Origin of the sequence: Mycobacterium ahvazicum, from assembly GCF_900176255.2 — a bacterium.
Taxonomy (GTDB): Bacteria; Actinomycetota; Actinomycetes; order Mycobacteriales; family Mycobacteriaceae; genus Mycobacterium; species Mycobacterium ahvazicum.
Genome location: NZ_FXEG02000005.1, coordinates 935,837 through 956,833, shown reverse-complemented (window position 1 = coordinate 956,833; position 20,997 = coordinate 935,837). Strand labels below are relative to the sequence as shown.

The following is a 20,997-nucleotide window of genomic DNA, read 5'->3' as shown; positions in this document are numbered from 1 at the left end:
GCCATTTCGGCGTCGAGCTGGGACCGAATACCGGCGGTTTCAGCCGCTGAGCAGGGGTTTCGGCTCACAGCTGCTACATAAGTAGCGCATAGCCAGAACCATTGTTTACCCCCGCATCATTTGTCTCATGAGTGAAACATCTGAAACCCCCACTGTGCGGTCCTCGACCGCAACGGCACCGGCGCCTGCCGAGCCAGTCGTCGTCCACCGGACCCCCAGGGTCTTCCAAGCCGCGGCTTACGTCGCCATCGCCGCCGGGACCGTGTTCATCATCGCGGTCATCTTCTTCACCGGCTTCCTGCTCGGTAAGTCGACCGGGCACCACGGCCACGGCCACCACCACAAGCACCACGCGATGGTGCATCCCCACCGATTCGGCGGTCCGGGTGGCCCCGGCGGTCCGGGTTGGCCCGGTGCGAACCAGCAGCCGGGTGGACCCGGGGCCGTAACCCCCGGTGCTCCGGGGCCCAGCCAGGTTCCGTCCTCGGTCGCGCCGTCTCGCACGCCGTAGCCCAGACCCCAACCATTCAGATGCTCACGGAGTAATAGGAGGACTCCGGGGGGCCACTAATTCACACGCACTGGCCCGGCGCTCACCAGAGCGCCGGGCTACCAGTGGTTTCGCCGCAACCCGCTCGCTGATCGCATTCGGATTAATTCACAGCAACTTTGTCGCCGGAATCTGTTGCAGCAGTTGCATTCAGGGGCAGTATTCAAGCCATGAGTGAAACACCTGAACGCGGGATACAGCCGGCGGCCGTCGACACGGCTGCGCCCCCACCGCCGCATCTGGTCAAGCCACCCAAGGTCTATACGGCCGCGGCGTGGGTGGTGATCGTGGCGGGAATCGTCTTCATCTTGTCGGTCGTCTTCTTTTCCGGCGCCATGATCTTCGGATATCACAACCACCACTGCCGCCATCACCACGGCCAGATGTGGAAGCCCGGTGGCCCGGGCGGCCCCGGACCGTGGCAGTACGGCGGCCCGGGGGGCCCCGGAATGATGCCGCCCTACCAGTACGGTCCGCCTCCGGGATACGGCCCGGGTGGTCCCGGCGGCCCCGGCGCCGGCCCGACTGCTCCGGCCGCGCCCGCTCCCGCGACCAGTGCCCCCGCGCCACGTCCCTAGCACCGGTATCGCGAACGGCCCGGCGTCCCGCGAAGAGATGCCGGGCCGTTTCCTGCCCTGAACGCGCTTGCCACCGATTTGGGTTCACACTGGATGGGTACACGTCGCACGGCCCTCGGATTCAGTCCACTTAGCGAGGAGATGGCGAGATGACGGAGCGCTTCACCACGACCGATGCGGGCATTGCCGCGCCCAGTGACGACCAGTCGTTGACGGTCGGTCCCGACGGTCCGATCCTGCTGCAGGACCACTACCTGATCGAGCAGATGGCGCAGTTCAATCGGGAACGCATCCCGGAGCGTCAGCCGCACGCCAAGGGTGGTGGCGCCTTCGGTCATTTCGAGGTGACCAATGATGTCAGCCAGTACACCCGGGCCGCGGTATTCCAGCCCGGCACCAAAACCGAGATGCTGGGCAGGTTTTCGACCGTGGCCGGCGAACGCGGCAGCCCAGACACCTGGCGCGACCCGCGCGGCTTCGCGCTGAAGTTCTACACGACCGAGGGCAATTTCGACATGGTCGGCAACAACACGCCCGTGTTCTTCATGCGCGACCCGATGAAGTTCCAGCACTTCATCCGTTCCCAAAAGCGGATGCAGGCAACGAATTTGCGTGACCACAACATGCAGTGGGACTTCTGGAGCCTGTCGCCGGAATCCGCGCACCAGGTGACCTGGTTGATGGGCGATCGGGGAATCCCCAAGACGTGGCGCAATATGAACGGCTACAGCAGCCACACCTACAGCTGGATCAACGCCGGCGGTGAGATCTTCTGGGTGAAGTATCACTTCATCACCGATCAGGGCATCGAGTTCCTGACCCAAGAGGACGCCGACCAATTGGCCGGTGAGGACGGCGATTACCACCAGCGGGACCTCTACGACTCGATCGAGAGTGGCAACTTCCCGAGCTGGACGCTGAAGATGCAGATCATGCCGTACGAGGAGGCCAAGACCTACCGGATCAACCCGTTCGACCTCACGAAGGTATGGCCGCACGGCGACTACCCGCTGATCGACGTCGGCAAGATGACGTTGAACCGCAACGTCACCGACTACCACACCGAGATCGAGCAGGCCGCGTTCGAGCCCAACAACACCGTGCCCGGCACCGGTCTCAGTCCGGACAAGATGCTGCAGGCCCGCGGCTTCTCCTACTCCGACGCGCATCGCGCCCGGTTGGGGGCCAACTACCGGCAGATCCCGGTCAACGAGCCGAAGGTGGAGGTCAACAGCTACTCCAAAGACGGCGCGATGCGGATGAAGAACGTGTCGGATCCGGTATATGCGCCCAACTCCTACGGCGGCCCGCAAGCGGACCCGCAGCGCGCTGCCGAGGTGCGTTGGCAGGCAGACGGCGAGATGATCCGCGCCGCATACACGCTGCGCGCCGAGGACGACGACTTCTCGCAGGCCGGCACCATGGTCCGCGAAGTTCTGGACGACGCGGCCCGGGATCGCTTGGCCCACAACATCATTGGGCACGTATCCAAGGGTGTCAAAGAACCGGTGCTGTCCCGGGTCTTCGAGTACTGGCGCAACGTCGACCCCGATCTCGGCAAAAAGGTCGAGGAGGGCGTTCGGGCTCAATAGTTGTGGCGCCATCAGGCGCCCTGTTCGGCACGGGCCGCCGCCCTGGCATGATCGAGATTCATGATGCGGATCTCCGCTGTGGCGGTAAGCGTCGGTCTGGGCTTGGGGGCGGCTTCGGGTGTGCCCGTCGCGGCGGCTCATCCATCCGATCCCGGGGTGGTGTCGTATGCGGTCCTGGGCAAAGGGTCGGTGGGCAACATCGTCGGCGGGCCGATGGGGTGGGAAGCGGTGTTCACCGCGCCGGTGCAGGGCTTCTTCGTCGACTTGGCCGACTGCAACAACTGGGCCGACATCGGACTGCCCGACGTGTACGACGATCCCGACCTGGCGTCCTTCAACGGGGCCACGTCGCAGACGTCGGCCAACGATCAGACCCATCTCGTCAAGCAGGCCGTCGGCGTGTTCGCCACCAACGATGCCGCAGGCCGGGCATTCCATCGGCTGGTGGACCGCACCGGGGGCTGCTCCGGCCAGACCACCACGATGCACCTGGACAACGGGCAGACGCAGGTGTGGTCGTTTGCCGGCGCACCGGCCACCGCGACCGACGCGAACTGGACCAAGCAAGAAGCGGGCACCGATCGTCGCTGCTTCAATCAAACCCGGCTGCGTGAAAATGTGTTGCTGCAGGCGAAGGTTTGCCAGTCTGGCAACGCGGGGCCCGCGGTCAATGTGCTGGCCGGGGCGATGCAAAACGCGCTGGGGCAATAATCGGTGAAGTGGGTATGCAGGTAAGCCGTGCGGCGAGAACCTGCGGGAACGGGAATATGTCGGGGCGATCTGGAAGATGAAGAGACGGCGGCTATCGTTCGGATAGCTGCCCAACTTGGCGCTCGGCCCGGTGATGTTCCGGCGTGGTCGGGCCCGGAGGGATCGTGATATGACGCTCGCCGCTATCACCGCCGCGGCCTCGCAGCTAGATGCCGCCCGCCCGGCCGACTCCGAATTGACCAGTTCCGAGGAAGCCGCCCAGTACATCGCCGATGGCTGTTTGATCGACGGCCCGCTGGGGCGCGTCGGGCTGGAGATGGAAGCGCATTGCATCGACCCGGTCGATCCCTACCGGCGGCCGAGCTGGGACGAGATCACCGAGGTCATCGACCAGCTACCGCCACTGCCCGGCGGCAGTGCGGTGACCGTCGAGCCCGGTGGCGCGGTCGAACTGTCCGGGCCGCCCGAGGACGGCGTCGTCGGCGCCATCGAAGCGATGAGCAACGACCAGGCCGTGCTGCGCAAGGCCTTCGCCAATGCCGGGCTGGGACTGGTCTTTCTGGGTGCCGACCCGCTGCGGGCACCCGGGCGGGTCAACCCGGGCGCGCGTTATCGCGCAATGGAGGAGTTCTTCGCCGCGAGCAACTCCGCCGACGCGGGCGCGGCGATGATGACGTCGACGGCCTCGGTCCAGATCAACCTGGACGCCGGCCCGCAGGCGGGCTGGGCGGCGCGGGTCCGGCTGGCGCACGCGCTGGGCCCCACGATGATCGCGATCGCCGCCAACTCCCCGATGCTGGGCGGCGACTTCTCCGGGTGGGTGTCCACCCGGCAGTGGGTGTGGGGCCAGATGGACTCCGCGCGCTGCGGGCCCATCCTGGGCGCCAGCGGGGACGACCCCGGCACCGACTGGGCGCGCTACGCACTGAAGGCACCGGTGATGATGGTGCACAACCCGGAAGTCCCGGACTTCCGAGCGCTCACCCACTACGTGTCCTTCGCCGATTGGGCGGACGGCTCGGCGCGGCTCTGCGATCGTCGGCCCACCCTCGCCGATCTCGACTATCACCTGACCACGCTGTTCCCGCCAGTGCGTCCCAGGCAATGGCTGGAGATCCGCTACCTCGACAGCGCACCGGACGCCCACTGGCCCGCGATCGCGTTCACGCTGGCCGCGCTGCTCGACGACCCGGTCGCGGCCGACGCCGCCGCCGCGGCGGTCGAACCCGTGGCCACCGCGTGGGACAACGCAGCGCGGCTCGGGTTGAGCGACCGGCGCCTGTACGAGGCCGCCATCGCCTGTGTGGCCATCGCGGCCGCGAAGGCGCCGCCCGAGCTCACCGACGCGATGGACCGGCTGATCCGCAACGTCGAGCGGGGCCGATGTCCCGGCGACGACTTCTCCGACCAGGTAATCGACCACGGCATCGCGGCCACGGTGTCGCAGTTGGCGCAAGGGGGGCTGTGACTCCGCGACAACGGATCGCCGACGATCTGGAGCGGGCGCGCACGCGCACGCTGCGGTTGGTCGATTTCGACGACGCCGAACTGTGGCGTCAGTACGACCCGTTGATGAGCCCACTGGTGTGGGACCTCGCGCACATCGGTCAGCAGGAGGAACTGTGGCTGCTGCGCGGCGGTGACCCGAGCCGCCCGGGGATGCTGGATCCGTCGGTCGAAGGTCTCTACGACGCCTTCGAACACTCCCGCGCCAGTCGCGTCGATTTGCCGCTCCTATCTCCCGACCAAGCCCGATCTTATTGCCGCACAGTGCGTTCCGCCGCGCTGGATGCGCTGGACGCATTGCCTGACGACCCCGCCGCAGACCGCGCGGCCTTCGTCTACGCGATGGTGGCCAGCCACGAAAACCAGCACGACGAGACGATGCTGCAGGCGTTGAACCTGCGCACCGGCGCCGCGCTGCTGCGTGACCCCGCCGTCCTGCCCGGGGGCAGGACGGGCCTGGCCGGGACGTCGGTGCTGGTGCCCGGTGGCCCGTTCGTGCTGGGCGTGGACGCCACCAGCGAGCCGTTCTCGCTGGACAACGAGCGCCCCGCCCACATCATCGATCTGCCGGCGTTCCGCATCGGCCGGGTCCCGGTCACCAACGGCGAATGGCAGCAGTTCATCGACGACGGCGGCTACCGGGACCGGCGCTGGTGGTCGGACCGCGGCTGGGAGCACCGCTGCGGCGCGGGGCTCGGCGCGCCGCAATTCTGGGGGCCCGACGGTCGCACCCGCACCCGCTTCGGCTACATCGAAGACATTCCGGCCGACGAACCCGTGCAGCACATCACCTACTTCGAGGCCGAGGCATACGCGGCCTGGGCGGGCGCGCGGCTGCCCACCGAAATGGAATGGGAGAAGGCTTGCGCGTGGGACCCCGTCACCGAGTCCCGGCGTCGCTACCCCTGGGGAGCGCAGGACCCGTCGCCGGAGTTCGCCAACCTCGGCGGCGCCGCGCTGCGGCCGGCCCCGGTCGGCGCGTACCCCGCCGGCGCGTCGGCGTATGGCGTCGAGCAGATGCTGGGTGACGTCTGGGAGTGGACCAGTTCACCGTTGCGGCCCTGGCCCGGCTTCGTCCCGATGATCTACGACCGCTACTCCCAGCCGTTCTTCGACGGCGACTACCGGATTCTGCGCGGCGGATCGTGGGCCGTCGAATCCGCGATCCTGCGGCCGAGTTTCCGCAACTGGGACCACCCGATCCGTCGTCAGATCTTCTCCGGCGTCCGCCTGGCCTGGGATGTCCCCGACGCGGGGGACTGCGCCTGATGTGTCGTCACCTCGGCTGGCTCGGCGCCGACGTCAGCGTCTCCTCGCTGATTCTCGATCCGCCCTTCGGCCTGCGCGTGCAGTCGTATTCCCCGCGCCGGCAGAAGCACGGCTTGATGAACGCCGACGGTTGGGGCGTCGGGTTTTTCGATCGTTCGTCCGGCGGCACTCCAGCAGACGGTGTGCCGCGGCGCTGGCGCAGCACCGCCCCGCTGTGGGGCGACACGTCACTGGAATCGGTCGCGCCCGCGCTGCGCAGCGGCTGCGTGGTGGCCGCGGTCCGTTCGGCGACCGTCGGCATGCCGCTGGACGTCAGCGCGACGGCACCTTTCACCGACGGACAGTGGCTGCTGTCGCACAACGGTGTCGTCGATCGCGGCGTCCTGCCCTTGACCGCGACAGCCGAATCCGTCTGCGACAGTGCGATGTTGGCAGCCACCATATTCTCGCTGGGGCTCGAGGTGCTCGGCGAGACCATCGCGCAGATCGGGACTCTCGATCCCAACGCCCGGCTGAACGTCTTGGCCGCCAATGGGTCTCGCCTGCTGGCTACCGCCTGGAGGGACACCCTGTCCATCCTGCGCCGCGACGACGGTGTGGTGCTGGCCAGCGAACCCTACAACGACGACTCCGAATGGGAGGACGTACCCGACCACCACCTTGTCGAAGTGAGCACTAAAGGCGTAACGATGACCCCGCTGGACGAGCCGAAAGGATTTTGATGACACTGACGTTGTCCAACCATCTCGCCGCCGACTCGGCGTACCACGCATTGCGCCGCGACGCGCTCGACGGTCTGCAGCGCACGCCGAAGAGCTTGCCGCCCAAGTGGTTTTACGATTCGGTCGGTAGTGATCTCTTCGACCAGATCACCCGCTTGCCGGAGTATTACCCGACTCGGGCCGAGGCGGAGATCCTGCGCGGCCGGGCCGCCGAGATCGCCTCGGCCAGCGCGGCCGACACCCTGGTCGAACTCGGCAGTGGCACCTCGGAGAAGACGCGCCTTTTGCTGGACGCGCTGCACGGCCGCGGATCGCTGCGCCGTTTCGTACCGTTCGACGTCGACTCGACGATCTTGTCGACCGCGGCGGCCGCCATCCAGCGGGAGTATGCGGGTGTCGAAATCAAAGCTGTCTGCGGCGATTTCGAGGAGCACCTCGGCGAGATTCCGCGCGGCGGTCGGCGCCTGTTCGTGTTTCTCGGGTCGACGATCGGCAACCTCACGCCCGGGCCGCGGGCGGAATTCCTCAAGTCCCTCGCCGACGTGATGCAGCCCGACGACACCCTGCTGCTGGGCACCGACCTAGTCAAGGACATCGGTCGGTTGTTGCGCGCCTACGACGATTCCGCCGGGGTGACGGCCCGGTTCAATCGCAATGTGCTCGAGGTCGTCAACCGCGAACTCGACGCCGATTTCGACGTCGAGGCCTTCCGGCACGTGGCGCGCTGGAACGCCGACGAGGAGCGCGTCGAGATGTGGCTGCGGACCGACCGGCCGCAGACGGTCCGGGTCGGCGCCCTGGACCTGACCGTCGAGTTCGCCGCCGGCGAGGAGATGCTGACCGAGGTGTCGAGCAAGTTCCACCCGGGTGGCGTGAGCGCCGAGTTGGCCGGCGCCGGACTGCGTCGCGTCCGCTGGTGGACCGACGCCGCAGGCGATTTCGGGTTGTCGTTAGCGGTCAAGTGAGCGATGGCGGGTCGCTGGCCGACCGATGGCGGGAGGCCCGCCCGCCCGTAGCCGGTTTACACCTGGACAGTGCCGCCTGCTCGCGCCAGAGTTACGCGGCCATCGACGCCGCCGCGCAGCACGCCCGCCACGAGGCGGAGGTCGGTGGATATGTCGCGGCGCAGGCCGCGACACCGACGCTCGACGCCGGGCGTGCCGCGTTCGCCGCCCTGGCCGGGATGACCGACGCCGAGGTGGTCTACACGACGGGATCGCTGCATGCGCTGGATCTGCTGCTGGGCAGCTGGCCCGCCGAGCGCCGGCGGCTGGCCTGCCTGCCGGGCGAATACGGTCCCAACCTCGCCGTGATGGCTGCCCACGGATTCGACCGGCAGTTGTTGCCGGTCCTCGAGGATGGCCGCCTCGCGCTCGACGACGCGGCCTACGCCCTCGGCGACGACCCGCCCGATTTCGTCCACCTAACCCCGGTCGCCAGCCATAGCGGTGTCGTGCAACCGATTTCGATGATCGCGAAATTGTGTCGCGAGTTGGGGCTGCCGCTGGTCGTCGACGCCGCCCAGGCGCTGGGCCAGGTCGACTGCGCGGTCGGCGCCGACGTCACCTATTCCTCGTCGCGCAAATGGATCGCGGGTCCACGCGGGGTGGGCTTCCTGGCGGTGGAGCCCGACGTGATGCGGCGGCTCCATCCCCGACTGGCCGCCCCGCAGTGGTCTGGGTCATTCTCGGTGGCCCAGCAGCTCGAGTTCGGCGAAGCCAATATTGCTGCGCGAGTGGGTGTTTCGGTGGCGTTGGGTGAGTATCTGGCGTTCGGTCCCGATGCGGTGCGCGCGCGACTGGCCGAACTCGGCGGCATCAGCCGCACGACGCTGGCTGACGTACCGGGGTGGGCGGTGCTCGAAGAGGTCGAAGAGCCCAGCGCCATCACTACTTTGGCGCCGGTCGAAGGCGCCGACCCGCAGACCGTGCGGGACTGGTTGCTCGCCGAGCGGCGAATCCTGACCACCTTCGCCGGTGTGCAACGGGCGCCACTGGAGATGACCGCGCCGCGGCTGCGGATCTCGCCACACGCCGACACTACCGCCGACGATCTGGAACGCTTCGCCGAAGCGCTGATCGCCGCGACCGCCGCAACGGCGACGTGACGGAAGCCGCGATGTCCACCCTGACCTGGCTCGGCGTACCTGGTGACGAAAGTTCCTGGAGTGCACTGGGATTCGTTGTGAATGACGGCACGATCCGGATCGGACGGGTGGGCTGTGCGCTAACGGTCGAGCGGGGCTGGGGGTTCGACGAAATCTGCGCGCAGCCCGACGCCCTCGGGGTGCCGACGGCGGTCCACCCGCCGGTGACCGGCGCGGTGCACCCTTGCGGTGTCACTCACGTCGACCACATCGTCTACACGGTGCGCGAATTGGAGGCTGCCATCACCGCTCTCACCGCGGTGCTCGGTGCGCCGCCGCGTCGACGGTTCCACCCGCGGGGTGCCCAAGGTCCCGAGATGGCGTTCTACCGGGTCGGCGAAGGCTTCATCGAGGTGGTTGCCGCGGGCGGCGAGCCGGCGCTGATCGGGCTCGCGCTTTGGTCGCCCGACCTGGACGCCACCGTCACCGCGATTCGTGCAGCCGGCGGTCCGATCGGTGATCCGAAACCCGCGGTGCAGGGCGGGCGGATCGCCGGCGTATGGCAGGGCCACCTGGACTGGGGTCTGGCCATTATGGGGCCGTGACCTGAATCAGCCTGCCTTGTGCGCCGTCAGCAGATAAGCGGGAAGCTTCGTCCGTCCCTTTTCGTCGCGGTCGTGCGGCGGGAACTGGAACGGCGCGTCGGGCATGGCGTGGATGTTCGCGTGGATGTAGGCGGGCCGAATCTCGTCGATCTCCCAGTATTTGCTCACCGCGGCGCGCAACTCGTCCTCGTCCACCTCGTTGGGCTTCTCGTCCATCTCGGCAGGGAAGGCACCCTTGGCGAACACGAGCACGTAATAGTTGGCGCCCGGGGCGGCCGCGCGGTGCACCGAACGCAGGTAGTCGTCGCGGCCCTCAACCGGCAGCGAGTGAAACAGCGTGCTGTCGGCGATCGTCGCGAACCGGCCCTCGGAGCCGGGCGGGTAGTCGGTGAACGAGGTGATGTCGGCCTGGACGAAGCTGGCGGTGCGCAAGCCGCGTTCCTCGGCGGCCTTGGTGGCCGCCGCGACAGCGGTAGGCGTGAGGTCGATGCCCACCACCGTGTAGCCCTGGGCGGCCAGCGTCAACGACAGCTCGGCGACGCCGCAACCGGCGTCCAGCACGTCGCTGTGGAATTTCCCGGCCGCGATCAATGCGGCCAATTCGGGCTGTGGCTCACCGATATTCCACGGCGGAGGCCCCGCGAACTCGCCCTGCTCCCGATAAGCGCTGTCCCAGTCCATGACCTCGTCGGTTGCCATGAATCCAACCTACCCGCGGTCAGCAGGGCCAGGTGTGGACCGGTTCGTTGGCGTGCATGTGGTCGCAATACCGGCGCAGCATCTCGGCCAGCGCCGCGCGCCGCGTCATGCCGGAGTCCTGCAGCGCGCGCACCGTTGCCACCTGCCAGCTGGCCCCGTTGCGGCCGGCCTTGGCCCGGCCCTCGACGACGCCGAGGAAACGGTCGCGCACCTCGACGTCTACCCCCCACCGGCGCAGTCCTTCGTCGGCGATCGGTAGCAGCGTGTCCAGTACCAACTTGGTCGCCGCCACCTCACCGAGCCCGGGCCAATGCAGCACGGTGTCCATCCCGTGGCGGGCCGCTTCGAGAAAATTGTGATGCGCCGCAGCGAAACTCATCTTCGCCCACAGCGGGTGCTCTTCCTCGGACAAGGTGCGCAGCGTGCCGTAGAAGAACGCGGAGTTGGCCAGCATGTCTATGACGGTGGGCCCGGCCGGCAACACCCTGTTCTCCAGCCGCAGGTGTGGGCGCCCGTCGACCACGTCGTACACCGGCCGGTTCCATCGGTACACGGTGCCGTTGTGCAGGCGAAGTTCGGAAAGCCGGGGGATGCGGCCCGCGGCGATCTCGGCGGCCGGATCCTCGTCGGACAATTCGGGCAGCAGGGACGGAAAGTAACGGATGTTCTCCTTGAACAGCTCGAGGATCGAGCTGATCCAGCGCTCGCCGAACCACACTCGCGGCCGCACCCCTTGAGTCTTGAGTTCCTCGGGCCGGGTGTCGGTGGACTGCGCGAACACCTCGATACGGGTCTCCGACCACAGCTGATGACCGAAGAAGTAGGGCGAGTTGGCGCCGAGCGCCAGCTGCGGGCCGGCCATCACCTGCGCCGCGTTCCAGTTCGGGGCGAAGTCGTCGGGAGCCACCTGCAAGTGCAATTGCATGCTGGTGCAAGCGGATTCGGGAGCAATGGTCACCGATTCCCAACTCAGCGGCTCCGGGCCGGAGATATGTATCGGAATGTCCTCACCGCGCGCACTGAAGATCGAGTCGTTGAGCGCGGCGTACCGCCTCGAATCGCTCATCCAGCCGTCGCGCGACAGATGCTCGGGCATCAGCGTCGGCAGGATGCCGATCATCACTATGCGGGTGCCCTCGGCACCGGCCTTGGTCTGCGCGTCGTTGAGGCTGGCCCGCACTTCTGCCTCCAAGTCCAATCCGGTGTGTCCCGGCAGCGGGCGGGGAGGCACGTTGAATTCGATGTTGTAGGCGCCTAATTCCTTCTGGTAGGCCGGATCTGCGATGGCATCGAGCACCGGCCGGTTCGACATGGCGGGCTGATAGTCGGCATCGACGAGATTGCATTCGATCTCCATGCCGGTAAGCGGACGGTCGGAGTCGAAGCGTGACTGGGCGAGCATCGTCTCGAAGACGTCGAGACACAGCTGCACCTTGCGCCGGTACTCCCGCGCGTGGGCGCGGTCGTACGTGGTGCGCTTGACCTCTTCGCCCACATCGCCGATGGAACAGGGTTACCGGCGGTAGCGCAAGGGCGACCGGACTCCTCGGCGGCGGATTGCGCCGGCGCGGGTGCGCCCACCAATCGCGAATCGGGTCGGTTAGCTGCAGATCTGGTGGGCCGGTCCTCCATCATGGACGATGGCAGGAACGTGTCGCAGTTCACGACGAAGGAGACAGGTGGCCGAGTTCGTCGCAGCTATCGATCAAGGCACCACCAGTACCCGCTGCATGATTTTCGATCACGACGGCGCCGAGGTCGCACGTCATCAGCTCGAGCATGAGCAAATCCTGCCGCAGGCCGGCTGGGTCGAGCACAATCCGATCGAGATCTGGGAACGTACCTCCTCGGTATTGATGTCGGTGCTCAATACCTCGAAGTTCTCAACGAAAGACATTGCCGCGCTGGGAATTACAAACCAACGCGAGACGACTCTGGTGTGGAATCGGCGCACCGGCCGGCCGTATTACAACGCGATCGTCTGGCAGGACACCCGTACCGACCGGATCGCGTCGGCGTTGCAGCGCGACGGGCGCGGCGACGTGATCCGCCGAAAGGCCGGCCTGCCGCCGGCCACCTATTTCTCCGGCGGGAAGCTGCAGTGGATCCTGGAGAACGTCGATGGCGTGCGCGCGGCGGCAGAAAACGGTGACGCCTTGTTCGGCACCCCGGACACCTGGGTGTTGTGGAATCTGACCGGCGGTGTGCGGGGCGGGGTGCACGTCACCGACGTGACCAATGCCAGCCGGACCATGCTGATGGACCTGGAAACGCTGGACTGGGACGACGAGCTGTTGTCGTTCTTCTCGATTCCGCGCGCGATGCTGCCGGCGATCGCGTCGTCGTCACCCACGCAGCCCTACGGCGTCACGACCGCGGATGGGCCGCTCGCCGCCGAGGTGCCGATCACCGGCGTGCTGGGTGACCAGCACGCCGCGATGGTCGGGCAGGTGTGTCTGTCCGCGGGAGAGGCGAAAAACACCTATGGCACCGGCAATTTCCTGCTGCTCAATACCGGCGAGACCATCGTGCGCTCCGACAACGGGCTGCTGACCACGGTCTGTTACCAGTTCGGGGACGCCAAGCCCGTCTACGCGCTGGAGGGCTCGATCGCGGTCACCGGCTCGGCGGTGCAGTGGCTGCGCGATCAGCTCGGCATCATCAGCGGTGCCGCGCAAAGCGAATGGCTGGCCCGCGCGGTGCCGGACAATGGCGGGGTGTACTTCGTCCCGGCGTTCTCCGGGTTGTTCGCCCCGTACTGGCGTTCCGATGCGCGCGGTGTGATCGTCGGGCTGTCGCGGTACAACACCAACGCGCATCTGGCCCGCGCGACGCTCGAGGCGATCTGCTATCAGAGCCGCGACGTGGTGGACGCGATGGCAGCGGATTCCGGTGTGCGCCTTGAGGTGCTGAAGGTCGACGGCGGCATCACCGGCAACGAGCTGTGCATGCAGATCCAGGCCGACGTGCTGGGCGTGGACGTGGTGCGGCCGGTGGTCGCCGAGACCACCGCGTTGGGTGCCGCGTATGCGGCCGGGTTGGCCGTCGGGTTCTGGGCCGACCCCTCCGACCTGCGGGCCAACTGGCAGGAAGACAAGCGGTGGACGCCGGCTTGGGACGACGATCAGCGCGCGCAGGGATATGCGGGCTGGCGTAAGGCGGTGCAGCGCACGCTGGATTGGGTCGACGTGTCGTAGCGAAGTGCCCGTCGGCGAATGGCCGACGGGCACTTGCCAGCGCAAGGTCAGTCCTCGCCGAGGATGCCGTAGACCTCGCGGCGCGCGTTGTTCAGAATCTCGATGATGCGCTGCTGCTGTTCGGCGGTGGCGGTGTGCGCGGATTGCGCGACCGCCCCGAACAGCTGGCCGATGGCCGACCGCAGGTTCATCTGGCCGGGGTCGGCGCCTTCGGCGATCTCGTCCCACGGCGGGGTCTCGACCTTCTCGGCGGCCGCGCGCCCTTCTTCGGTCAGCTCGAAAAGCTTCTTGCTGCCGTCGGTTTGGCTCGCGGTGATCAGGCCCTCGTCGTCGAGCAGTTGCAGCGTCGGGTACACCGAGCCAGGGCTGGGCTTCCAGATTCCATTGCTGCGTTCGGCGATCTGCTGGATCATCTCGTAGCCGTGCATCGGCCGCTCGGCGAGCAGTGCCAGGATGGCCGCCCGCACATCACCGCGTTTGCCGCGGTTGTGGCCGCCGCGACGCCAGCCGCCGCGTCGTCCGCCGGGCCCGAAACCGAACCCGGGGCCAAAGCCCGGCCCGAAGCCGGGGCCGAAGCCCGGGCCGAAACCGGGGCCGAAGCCCTGATCGCCGGCCTGGTCGCGGAGGGTTTCGAAGAATTCCCGCCGGGCCTGTCGCCGTGTGCCGTGTAGCGCACGTCGCTGCTCACGGCCGTGGCCGTGGCCGGGGCCGAAGCCGAATCCAGTGCCGGGATGACCCGGGAATGGTCCCTCAGGGGGAGTGAATGGGTTGCTCATTGTCTAGTCCTCAATGTTTTCGGGTTGCGCACTGTCTGTGCGCTTCGGAATATCACGATATATCGCAAACGATCGCGATGCAACGACGGATTCCGGGCAGCTTCGGATCGAAGCGATATTTTGCGGCGCTGAACTGCGGAAAAGACTCGTTGCGAGGTTTCGTTTGTCCCGGATGGGCGACGGGTACGGACTTCGGGATGAACGCAGAGAACCCGACGTTCAGCGACACGCATCGCAGGGCACCGGGGCGCCACGACGACGGCCAGGACCGGCCCGTGTGGCCGTGGGTGAACTGGGGTTTGGCGCTGTCGACGGTGCCCGCCGCCGCGATCGTCATGCTCTTCGCGCTCGGCGCCGCGATGAGTAACGACGGATGCACCGGCCGCAGCTGCCCCAACCTGGGCGGCGGAATTGATTTCGGCGTGGCCTTTTACGGGGCGCCGCTGGTGGCCTTCGTCGTCATCCTGATCACGTTTTTCACGGCCAAACGCCGCGGCGGCATCGCGGTGCCGCTGCTCGGATGGGCGTTATTGGTCGCCGATGTGGCGCTGATGGCGGCCTCTGTCGCGCGCTAGTCGCGAGGTGACTAGCGCGGCGGCGCGAAGCCGCCCGTTTGCTGTTCCTGCTGCGGCGGCGTCGGCTGCGGTGCTGCCGGCTGTGGCCACGGGACCGGTGCCGGCTGCGGCATGGCTGCCGGCGGTGCGGCGGGCCACCCGGGCGGAGCGTGGAATTGCGGCCCGGCAGTCCAGGGTCCCGGCGGTGGGGCCGGTGGCATGGCCGTGCGCAACCGCGCCAGCTCGCGACGGTGGCGTTCGGCCAGGACAGCGGCCAGGATCTGCTCGGGCGCAGTGCCGGGCGGCGGCGGCGGTGCGATCCGGGAGACCACATCGCCGGCGATTCGGTAGGACATCTGCATGCGCAGCGCAGGGTCGAGTTGGTGTGCGCGGGAAAGGAATTGGCGCGCGACTTCGGCCTGGCCGGCATCGAGATTCGACAACTGCAGCGACGACGCCCACCACGCCAGCGACGGAGGCATCATCGGGGGCGGCCCCAATCGTGGCCCGCGTTCACTGACGACGACCGTGCCGGCGAAGATGTCCCCGACGCGCTTGGCCTTCGACGAGAAAATGCTGCAGATCACGGCCGGGCTCCCGGCGAGCATCCAGATTTCCACCACCGATGCCAGCGCGCGAAAAAGGGCCTGCCGGAAGCGTTCCGGGCCGCCGTCGTCGGACACCACGCGCAAGCCCATGATGATCTTGCCTACCGAGCGTCCCCTGGTGGCCGTTTCGAATGCCATCGGATAGCCGACCATCACCAGCACCGTGAAGATGATCAGGATGGCCCCGCTGAGCGCGCCGTCGAATTGGGTCAGCGTCGCCGCCCAGAGCATCAGCCCGACGACGTACAGGAGGAAGATCACCGTGATGTCGATCAGCGCGCTCAGGGCTCGCACCGGCAGCTGGGCGATCTGCACGTCCAGCACCACGGCGTCCCCGGTCACCACCTCCGACATAACACCGAACGGTACAGGTTCGCCGGGTGCGACCGGCTGTCGTCGGTGACCCCGAAAAACCGATTAGGCTGCCAAAGGTGGACGTCGACGCATTCGTGCTGACCCATCGCCCCACTTGGGACCGGCTTGACCAGTTGATCAAGCGGCGCAGGTCACTGACGGGCGCGGAGGTCGACGAACTCGTCGAGCTTTACCAGCGAGTGTCCACCCATCTGTCGATGCTGCGGTCGGCGTCCTCGGATTCGCTGATGATCGGTCGACTGTCCAGCCTGATCGCGCGTGCCCGTTCCGCGGTCACCGGCGCCCATGCGCCGCTGACCAGCACGTTCACCAGGTTCTGGACGGTGTCCTTCCCGGTGACCGCATACCGTGCCTGGCGGTGGTGGTTGGCCACCGCGGTGGCCTTCTTCGGCGTCGCGGTGATCATCGCGGTATGGGTGGCGAACAATCCCGATGTACAGGCCGCGGTCGGAACACCCAGCGACATCGACCATTTGGTCAACCACGACATCGCCGAGTACTACAGCGAACATCCTGCCGCGGCGTTCGCCCTGCATGTCTGGGTGAACAACTCCTGGGTCTCTGCCCAGTGCATCGCGTTTTCGGTGTTGCTGGGCCTGCCGATTCCGTTCGTGCTGTTCCAGAATGCCGCCAACCTGGGTTTGATCGCGGGGCTGATGTTTCAGGCCGGCAAGGGCGGCATCCTGTTGGGTTTGCTGCTCCCGCACGGGCTGCTGGAGCTGACCGCCGTGTTCCTGTCCGGGGCAGCGGGGATGCGCCTGGGATGGTCGGTGATATCACCCGGAGATCGGCCCCGCGGACAGGTGCTCGCCGAGCAGGGCCGGGCCGTGGTGTCGGTAGCGATTGGGCTCGTCGGCGTGCTGCTGGTGTCCGGGCTGATCGAAGCCATGGTGACGCCGTCACCCTTGCCGACGTTTATTCGTATCGCCATCGGGGTCCTCGCCGAGGCGGCGTTCTTGACCTACGTCATCTACTTCGGGCGCCGCGCGGTGCAGGCCGGGGAGACCGGCGATATCGACGATGCGCCCGACGTGGTTCCCGCTGCCTGAAACTTATAGCCGCCCAGTCGCTTTCATCGCCAAGTAACGGTCGGCCAGCGCGGGCGCCAATTCGTCGGGTGGCGCATCGACGACTTCCACCCCGCTTTGGCGCAGGCGTGTCGCGATCGCACGGCGGTCGTTGCGGGACCGTTCGGCGGCCGCCGCGTCGTAGACCGCCGCCGCATCCGAACGCCCGGCCGCCATTTGGTCCACCCGAGGATCGGAGACCGCGGCGACCAGCAGATGGTGCTTGGACGACAGCTGCGGTAGCACCGGCAGCAGTCCCTCGTCCAGAGCGGTGGCGTTAAGGTCGGTCAGTAGCACCACCAGCGACCGCCGCCGGGTACGCCGTGCTATCGCGGCAACCATTGCACGCCAGTCGGATTCGACCAGTGTGGGCTGCAGCGGGGCCATCGCCTCGACCAGCTGGGCGAGCAGCTCGGTACGCGATGCGCCGAACACCCCGGCCCGAGTCAACCGGTCGTGAGCGAGGAAGTCGACATGATCGCCGGCCCGCGATGCGAGCGCCGCCAGCAACAAGGCGGCGTCCATCGACCAGTCCAGCCGGGGCCAGCCCGCGGGGTCGGACGCGGTCGGATCCACACCCACGCGGCCCGCCGCCATGCGCCCGGTGTCGAGCACGATCACCACCCGCCTGTCACGTTCGGGCCGCCAGGTGCGGACCATCACGTCGGAGCGCCGCGCCGAAGCGCGCCAGTCGATGGACCGCACGTCGTCGCCGACGACATACTCACGCAGCGAGTCGAATTCGGTTCCCTGGCCGCGGATCAGCGTCGGCAGCAATCCGTCGATCTCGCGCAGTTTGGCCAGTCGCGACGGCAGGTGCTTTCGGGACAGGAACGGCGGCAGCACCCGGACCTGACCGGGCACCGGCTGTGAACCCTGCCGTCCGGCCAATCCCAGCGGGCCGATCGACCGGGCGGTGACCGCCGCCGCGCGCTGGTCGCCCCGGCGGACCGGTCGCAGGTGCGTCTGGACCTGCTGGACATTCCCGGCGGCGATCTTGACCGCGTGAATGCGCGGTTCGGCGCGCGCGCTGGGAGGCCAGGCATCGCGGATCTGGCCGCGGAAACGGCGGGAGCCGTCGTTGTGGATCTCCAGCCTGATGTCCACCGGTTGACCAAGCCGTACCGAACAGTTCGGCGAACGGACATAACGCAGTTTGCGGGTACTCGCGGCGAGCGCGATATCGACAACCACGGCGACCGCCAGCGTTGCCAACAGCACCTCGAAAACCTTTGCCGGCCAGGGAGAGAGCGCGATCGGGATGATGCAGATCAGCGCCACCAGGCCGGTGCGCCCGGTCAGAATCACTAGCGCGGCACCGGGACCGATGCCAGGATGCCGTCGAGCACTCCGTCAGGCGTCGCGCCCTCGAGTTCGGCTTCGGGGCGCAGCATCACCCGGTGCCGCAGCGTCGGGCGGGCCATCGCCTTCACGTCGTCGGGAGTGACGTAGTTTCGGCCCGACAGCCACGCCCAGGAGCGCGCGGTGCCCAGCAGGGCCGTCGCGCCACGCGGTGACACGCCCAGTTGCAAGGCAGGGGAGGAGCGGGTCGCTCCAACGATGTCGACGATGTATCCCAGTACCTCGTCGGCGATCAGAACCTGTTGCACCGCTTGCCGTCCCGCAGCCAGTTCGGCGGGCCCGGCGACCGGTTTGATCGCGGACAGATCGCGGGGATCGAAGCCGTGCGCGTGCCGGCCCAGGATGGCGATTTCGGAATCACGAGACGGCAGCGTCACATTCAGCTTGAGCAGGAAGCGGTCGAGCTGCGCTTCCGGCAACTGATACGTGCCCTCGTATTCGATGGGGTTCTGGGTGGCGGCGACGATGAAAGGGTCTGGCAGCGGCCGAGCTTCGCCGTCCACGCTGACCTGCCGTTCCTCCATGGCCTCGAGTAGCGCGGCCTGCGTCTTGGGTGGGGTGCGGTTGATCTCGTCTGCCAGCAGCAGATTGGTGAACACCGGGCCCTGTCGGAACGCGAACTCGGCGGTGCGCGCGTCGTACACCAGTGAGCCGGTGACGTCACCGGGCATCAGGTCGGGGGTGAACTGCACTCGCTTGAATTCCAGTTGCAATGCCGCGGACAGCGCCCGGACGAGCAGTGTCTTCGCCACGCCCGGAACACCTTCCAGCAACACATGCCCGCGACACAGTAGCGCGATCACCAGGCCACTGATCACCCCTTCCTGTCCGACGACGGCCTTGGCAAGTTCGCCGCGCAACGCCAGCAGTGCGTCGCGCGCCGAGTCCGCGAGTGGGGATTGTGCCGTAGCGGCTGGTGGGGCGGAAGGGGACTGTGTCACGAGTGGGTGACCTGCCTTTCGATGTCGTCGAGCGCACGGGAGAGTTGGAGCAAGTCGTTGTCGGTGCCCGGCGGCGGGCCGAACAGGTGGTAGGAGACGAATCCCGGGTCGATCCCGGTGCGTTGGGCGACGGTCATCACCACCGCCTGTGCCGGGGCGCCGGTACCCAGGCCGAGCCGGGGCAGCAGCCGCTGCAGCGTCGCGGTGCGCAGCGCGGCGGCGGCGCGATCGCGTGCCCGCCGGGATCGGTACAGCCGGCCGCGGCCCTCCACGGTCTCCGAGGCGCGCACCACGACGGGCAGGTCCTCGGCCACCAGCGGGCCGGGCCGTCGGGCCTTCCACAGCGCGAACAACAGCACGACGACCCACAGTTGCCAGACGATCCAGTTAACGTTGTCCGGGATCAGGTCGAAAATCGATGTGGCGGAATTTGTTTCATCTTCGGTATGGTGCGGGGCGTACCAGATCAAGCGGGGCCGGTCGCCCGCGAGATTCATCGCCAGCGCGGCATTGCCCGCCTGCGTCAGGGCTTGGTTGGTCATGAAGTCGCTGCTTCCGACCGCGGTGATGGTTCGGCCGTTGTCCCGGAAACGAATCAGCACACCGTCGTAACAGCGGGTGATCACCCGGGTGTCTTTGACGTCGAATGTGTCGGCGGGGCCGAAACGAACCGATCCGGCCCGAGCGGCCTCGCGCAGCGTGCAGTCCGGATTGCTGTCAAAAGAACTGGCGCCCGAGATGCGCACGCCGGGCAGCAGGGCCTCGCGGGTCCGCGCCGTTGGTTCGACCAGGAGCAGATCCCCGGGTGCCTTGGCCAGCCGGTCCAGCATGTCTTCGGAGAGGAATTGGCTCTGCGCCAACAGGATTTGCGTGTCGGGACGGGCCGCGTGTTCGACGTCGGCGAGGTTGTCGGCCACCACGACGTCGACACCGCCGTCGCGCAGCAGGGTGACCAACGCGTGGGCGCCGTCGGTTCCGGTCGACTCCGCGTCCAGACGGGCACCCGGTCGCGGCGCGGTCAGGTAGGCACCGAGCCAGGCGATGGCTGCCAGCACAACCAATATGAGGATGACGCCGCGCCACGACCGCCATCGGCCGGTGCTCGCCGTTGCGGGTTGAGATGCGGTGGTGGCCATCACCGCACCTGAGCCCATGATTCGGCCGGGGTGTACTGCCCGGACGTGGATGGGGTGGCCGGAGCCCGCATCCGCAAATGGTCGTCGAGGTCGGCGATCATCTGATATGCGGACTGGGTGCCCGGCACCTCCCCGTACGTGACGTCGTTGAACGCCGTTGCCGCTTGCGGCAATTCACCGGTCAGGTGAGGCAACACCTCGCCTGCGTCTCGGGCCAGCTCGTTGGCGGTGCGCCCAGGCGCCGGATTCAGCACCCCGGTCTCTTCGAGTTGGCGCGCGATGGCTCGCAACCGGTGTCGAATGGCGGCGGTCCAATTCCCTTCCGCCGCATAGCTTTCCGCCGTCGCACGATGCTGAGCCGCGGTCAGCTGAGCGGCTTCGAATAGTTGGTAGTCACCGCGGCGCCTGCTGCGCATGGTGCGTCGCGCGGTGTGGATGGCAACCACGATTGCGATGGCCAGCAGGGTGAGCAGCACCGCGGTGGTCAACCAGCCGCCGGGTAGCGAGGAGGTCTTCTGTAACAGCCGGTACAGCAACTCGTTGATCCAATCCATGAGCTGCTGGGTCGCGGACGCCTTGGTATAGATCGGCTTGCTGAGCTCGTCGGCTGCGGCCTGGTGAGCGGCATCACGGTCGATGTCGATAGAAGGCACTGTGGTTCTC

21 protein-coding genes are annotated in these 20,997 nt (G+C 67.4%); 13 read left to right on the top strand and 8 right to left on the bottom strand.

Features of this window, described 5'->3' with window-relative positions; genetic code table 11:
* Positions 1 to 127: 127 nt before the first annotated feature.
* From MAAFP003_RS25765 to MAAFP003_RS25720, 10 genes are all read left to right on the top strand, one after another.
* Positions 128 to 511 (top strand): hypothetical protein, encoded by a 384-nt coding sequence (locus MAAFP003_RS25765; RefSeq protein ID WP_243394200.1) that lies wholly within the window; start codon positions 128 to 130, stop codon positions 509 to 511.
* A 209-nt stretch (positions 512 to 720) separates the two neighbouring features.
* Positions 721 to 1,128, top strand: a complete 408-nt coding sequence (locus MAAFP003_RS25760; RefSeq protein WP_096290438.1) for a hypothetical protein — start codon at positions 721 to 723, stop codon at positions 1,126 to 1,128.
* A gap of 149 nt (positions 1,129 to 1,277) precedes the next feature.
* On the top strand, positions 1,278 to 2,720 hold the full coding sequence (locus tag MAAFP003_RS25755) for a catalase (protein ID WP_096290437.1): 1,443 nt from the start codon (positions 1,278 to 1,280) through the stop codon (positions 2,718 to 2,720).
* Between the two features lie 63 nt (positions 2,721 to 2,783).
* Complete coding sequence (locus tag MAAFP003_RS25750; RefSeq protein WP_096291423.1) at positions 2,784 to 3,431, top strand: sensor domain-containing protein; 648 nt, start codon at positions 2,784 to 2,786, stop codon at positions 3,429 to 3,431.
* Between the two features lie 169 nt (positions 3,432 to 3,600).
* On the top strand, positions 3,601 to 4,899 hold the full coding sequence (egtA, locus tag MAAFP003_RS25745; protein WP_096290436.1) for an ergothioneine biosynthesis glutamate--cysteine ligase EgtA: 1,299 nt from the start codon (positions 3,601 to 3,603) through the stop codon (positions 4,897 to 4,899).
* On the top strand, positions 4,896 to 6,206 hold the full coding sequence (egtB, locus tag MAAFP003_RS25740) for an ergothioneine biosynthesis protein EgtB (RefSeq protein WP_096290435.1): 1,311 nt from the start codon (positions 4,896 to 4,898) through the stop codon (positions 6,204 to 6,206). Before egtA ends, egtB begins: the two co-directional genes overlap by 4 nt.
* The gene (egtC, locus tag MAAFP003_RS25735) at positions 6,206 to 6,928 is read left to right on the top strand and encodes an ergothioneine biosynthesis protein EgtC (protein WP_096290434.1); all 723 of its coding nucleotides are present in this window, start codon (positions 6,206 to 6,208) and stop codon (positions 6,926 to 6,928) included. The genes egtB and egtC overlap by 1 nt, the downstream gene beginning before the upstream one ends.
* On the top strand, positions 6,928 to 7,893 hold the full coding sequence (gene egtD / locus MAAFP003_RS25730; RefSeq protein ID WP_096290433.1) for an L-histidine N(alpha)-methyltransferase: 966 nt from the start codon (positions 6,928 to 6,930) through the stop codon (positions 7,891 to 7,893). The genes egtC and egtD overlap by 1 nt, the downstream gene beginning before the upstream one ends.
* Positions 7,890 to 9,035 (top strand): ergothioneine biosynthesis PLP-dependent enzyme EgtE, encoded by a 1,146-nt coding sequence (egtE, locus tag MAAFP003_RS25725; RefSeq protein ID WP_096290432.1) that lies wholly within the window; start codon positions 7,890 to 7,892, stop codon positions 9,033 to 9,035. The genes egtD and egtE overlap by 4 nt, the downstream gene beginning before the upstream one ends.
* Positions 9,036 to 9,046: 11 nt before the next feature.
* On the top strand, positions 9,047 to 9,619 hold the full coding sequence (locus MAAFP003_RS25720) for a VOC family protein (RefSeq protein WP_133160890.1): 573 nt from the start codon (positions 9,047 to 9,049) through the stop codon (positions 9,617 to 9,619).
* A 6-nt stretch (positions 9,620 to 9,625) separates the two neighbouring features.
* Here MAAFP003_RS25720 and MAAFP003_RS25715 read toward each other — a convergent pair whose 3' ends face one another.
* Together MAAFP003_RS25715 and MAAFP003_RS25710 are read right to left on the bottom strand one after the other, a co-directional pair.
* Complete coding sequence (locus MAAFP003_RS25715) at positions 9,626 to 10,318, bottom strand: class I SAM-dependent methyltransferase (RefSeq protein ID WP_096290430.1); 693 nt, start codon at positions 10,316 to 10,318, stop codon at positions 9,626 to 9,628.
* A gap of 19 nt (positions 10,319 to 10,337) precedes the next feature.
* Positions 10,338 to 11,813, bottom strand: coding sequence for a glutamate-cysteine ligase family protein (locus MAAFP003_RS25710; protein ID WP_096290429.1), 1,476 nt, complete (start codon positions 11,811 to 11,813; stop codon positions 10,338 to 10,340).
* Between the two features lie 145 nt (positions 11,814 to 11,958).
* On the opposite strand from MAAFP003_RS25710, the gene glpK reads away from it, so the two are divergent.
* On the top strand, positions 11,959 to 13,515 hold the full coding sequence (gene glpK / locus MAAFP003_RS25705) for a glycerol kinase GlpK (RefSeq protein ID WP_096290428.1): 1,557 nt from the start codon (positions 11,959 to 11,961) through the stop codon (positions 13,513 to 13,515).
* A gap of 47 nt (positions 13,516 to 13,562) precedes the next feature.
* Here glpK and MAAFP003_RS25700 read toward each other — a convergent pair whose 3' ends face one another.
* The gene (locus tag MAAFP003_RS25700; protein WP_096290427.1) at positions 13,563 to 14,291 is read right to left on the bottom strand and encodes a PadR family transcriptional regulator; all 729 of its coding nucleotides are present in this window, start codon (positions 14,289 to 14,291) and stop codon (positions 13,563 to 13,565) included.
* A 197-nt stretch (positions 14,292 to 14,488) separates the two neighbouring features.
* Here MAAFP003_RS25700 and MAAFP003_RS25695 point away from each other — a divergent pair, with 197 nt between their 5' ends.
* Positions 14,489 to 14,866: a hypothetical protein gene (locus MAAFP003_RS25695; protein ID WP_341477113.1), complete on the top strand. Its 378-nt coding sequence runs from the start codon at positions 14,489 to 14,491 to the stop codon at positions 14,864 to 14,866.
* Positions 14,867 to 14,877: 11 nt separating this feature from the next.
* On the opposite strand, the gene MAAFP003_RS25690 is transcribed toward MAAFP003_RS25695, so the two are convergent.
* Positions 14,878 to 15,807 carry an RDD family protein gene (locus tag MAAFP003_RS25690; protein ID WP_096290426.1) on the bottom strand — a complete coding sequence of 310 codons (930 nt, stop codon included), beginning with the start codon at positions 15,805 to 15,807 and terminating at the stop codon, positions 14,878 to 14,880.
* A 77-nt stretch (positions 15,808 to 15,884) separates the two neighbouring features.
* On the opposite strand from MAAFP003_RS25690, the gene MAAFP003_RS25685 reads away from it, so the two are divergent.
* Positions 15,885 to 16,877: a stage II sporulation protein M gene (locus MAAFP003_RS25685; protein ID WP_096290425.1), complete on the top strand. Its 993-nt coding sequence runs from the start codon at positions 15,885 to 15,887 to the stop codon at positions 16,875 to 16,877.
* A gap of 3 nt (positions 16,878 to 16,880) precedes the next feature.
* On the opposite strand, the gene MAAFP003_RS25680 is transcribed toward MAAFP003_RS25685, so the two are convergent.
* Genes MAAFP003_RS25680 through MAAFP003_RS25665 form a run of 4 tightly spaced genes read right to left on the bottom strand, consistent with a single transcriptional unit; the run spans position 16,881 to position 20,987 of the window.
* Positions 16,881 to 18,203: a DUF58 domain-containing protein gene (locus MAAFP003_RS25680; protein ID WP_096290424.1), complete on the bottom strand. Its 1,323-nt coding sequence runs from the start codon at positions 18,201 to 18,203 to the stop codon at positions 16,881 to 16,883.
* Positions 18,203 to 19,198 carry an AAA family ATPase gene (locus tag MAAFP003_RS25675; protein ID WP_096290423.1) on the bottom strand — a complete coding sequence of 332 codons (996 nt, stop codon included), beginning with the start codon at positions 19,196 to 19,198 and terminating at the stop codon, positions 18,203 to 18,205. The genes MAAFP003_RS25680 and MAAFP003_RS25675 overlap by 1 nt, the downstream gene beginning before the upstream one ends.
* Positions 19,195 to 20,334: a DUF4350 domain-containing protein gene (locus MAAFP003_RS25670; protein WP_096290422.1), complete on the bottom strand. Its 1,140-nt coding sequence runs from the start codon at positions 20,332 to 20,334 to the stop codon at positions 19,195 to 19,197. The genes MAAFP003_RS25675 and MAAFP003_RS25670 overlap by 4 nt, the downstream gene beginning before the upstream one ends.
* Complete coding sequence (locus MAAFP003_RS25665; protein WP_096290421.1) at positions 20,334 to 20,987, bottom strand: DUF4129 domain-containing protein; 654 nt, start codon at positions 20,985 to 20,987, stop codon at positions 20,334 to 20,336. The genes MAAFP003_RS25670 and MAAFP003_RS25665 overlap by 1 nt, the downstream gene beginning before the upstream one ends.
* Between the last annotated feature and the right edge of the window lie 10 nt (positions 20,988 to 20,997).

Excerpts from the sequence above, each read along its gene's own strand:
- MAAFP003_RS25765 (WP_243394200.1), top strand. The coding sequence starts at position 128 with ATGAGTGAAACATCTGAAACCCCCACTGTGCGGTCCTCGACCGCAACG.
- MAAFP003_RS25760 (WP_096290438.1), top strand. The coding sequence starts at position 721 with ATGAGTGAAACACCTGAACGCGGGATACAGCCGGCGGCCGTCGACACG.
- MAAFP003_RS25755 (WP_096290437.1), top strand. The coding sequence starts at position 1,278 with ATGACGGAGCGCTTCACCACGACCGATGCGGGCATTGCCGCGCCCAGT.
- MAAFP003_RS25750 (WP_096291423.1), top strand. The coding sequence starts at position 2,784 with ATGCGGATCTCCGCTGTGGCGGTAAGCGTCGGTCTGGGCTTGGGGGCG.
- egtA (WP_096290436.1), top strand. The coding sequence starts at position 3,601 with ATGACGCTCGCCGCTATCACCGCCGCGGCCTCGCAGCTAGATGCCGCC.
- egtC (WP_096290434.1), top strand. The coding sequence starts at position 6,206 with ATGTGTCGTCACCTCGGCTGGCTCGGCGCCGACGTCAGCGTCTCCTCG.
- egtD (WP_096290433.1), top strand. The coding sequence starts at position 6,928 with ATGACACTGACGTTGTCCAACCATCTCGCCGCCGACTCGGCGTACCAC.
- MAAFP003_RS25720 (WP_133160890.1), top strand. The coding sequence starts at position 9,047 with ATGTCCACCCTGACCTGGCTCGGCGTACCTGGTGACGAAAGTTCCTGG.
- MAAFP003_RS25715 (WP_096290430.1), bottom strand. The coding sequence starts at position 10,318 with ATGGCAACCGACGAGGTCATGGACTGGGACAGCGCTTATCGGGAGCAG.
- glpK (WP_096290428.1), top strand. The coding sequence starts at position 11,959 with ATGGCAGGAACGTGTCGCAGTTCACGACGAAGGAGACAGGTGGCCGAG.
- MAAFP003_RS25700 (WP_096290427.1), bottom strand. The coding sequence starts at position 14,291 with ATGAGCAACCCATTCACTCCCCCTGAGGGACCATTCCCGGGTCATCCC.
- MAAFP003_RS25695 (WP_341477113.1), top strand. The coding sequence starts at position 14,489 with ATGAACGCAGAGAACCCGACGTTCAGCGACACGCATCGCAGGGCACCG.
- MAAFP003_RS25690 (WP_096290426.1), bottom strand. The coding sequence starts at position 15,807 with ATGTCGGAGGTGGTGACCGGGGACGCCGTGGTGCTGGACGTGCAGATC.
- MAAFP003_RS25670 (WP_096290422.1), bottom strand. The coding sequence starts at position 20,334 with ATGGCCACCACCGCATCTCAACCCGCAACGGCGAGCACCGGCCGATGG.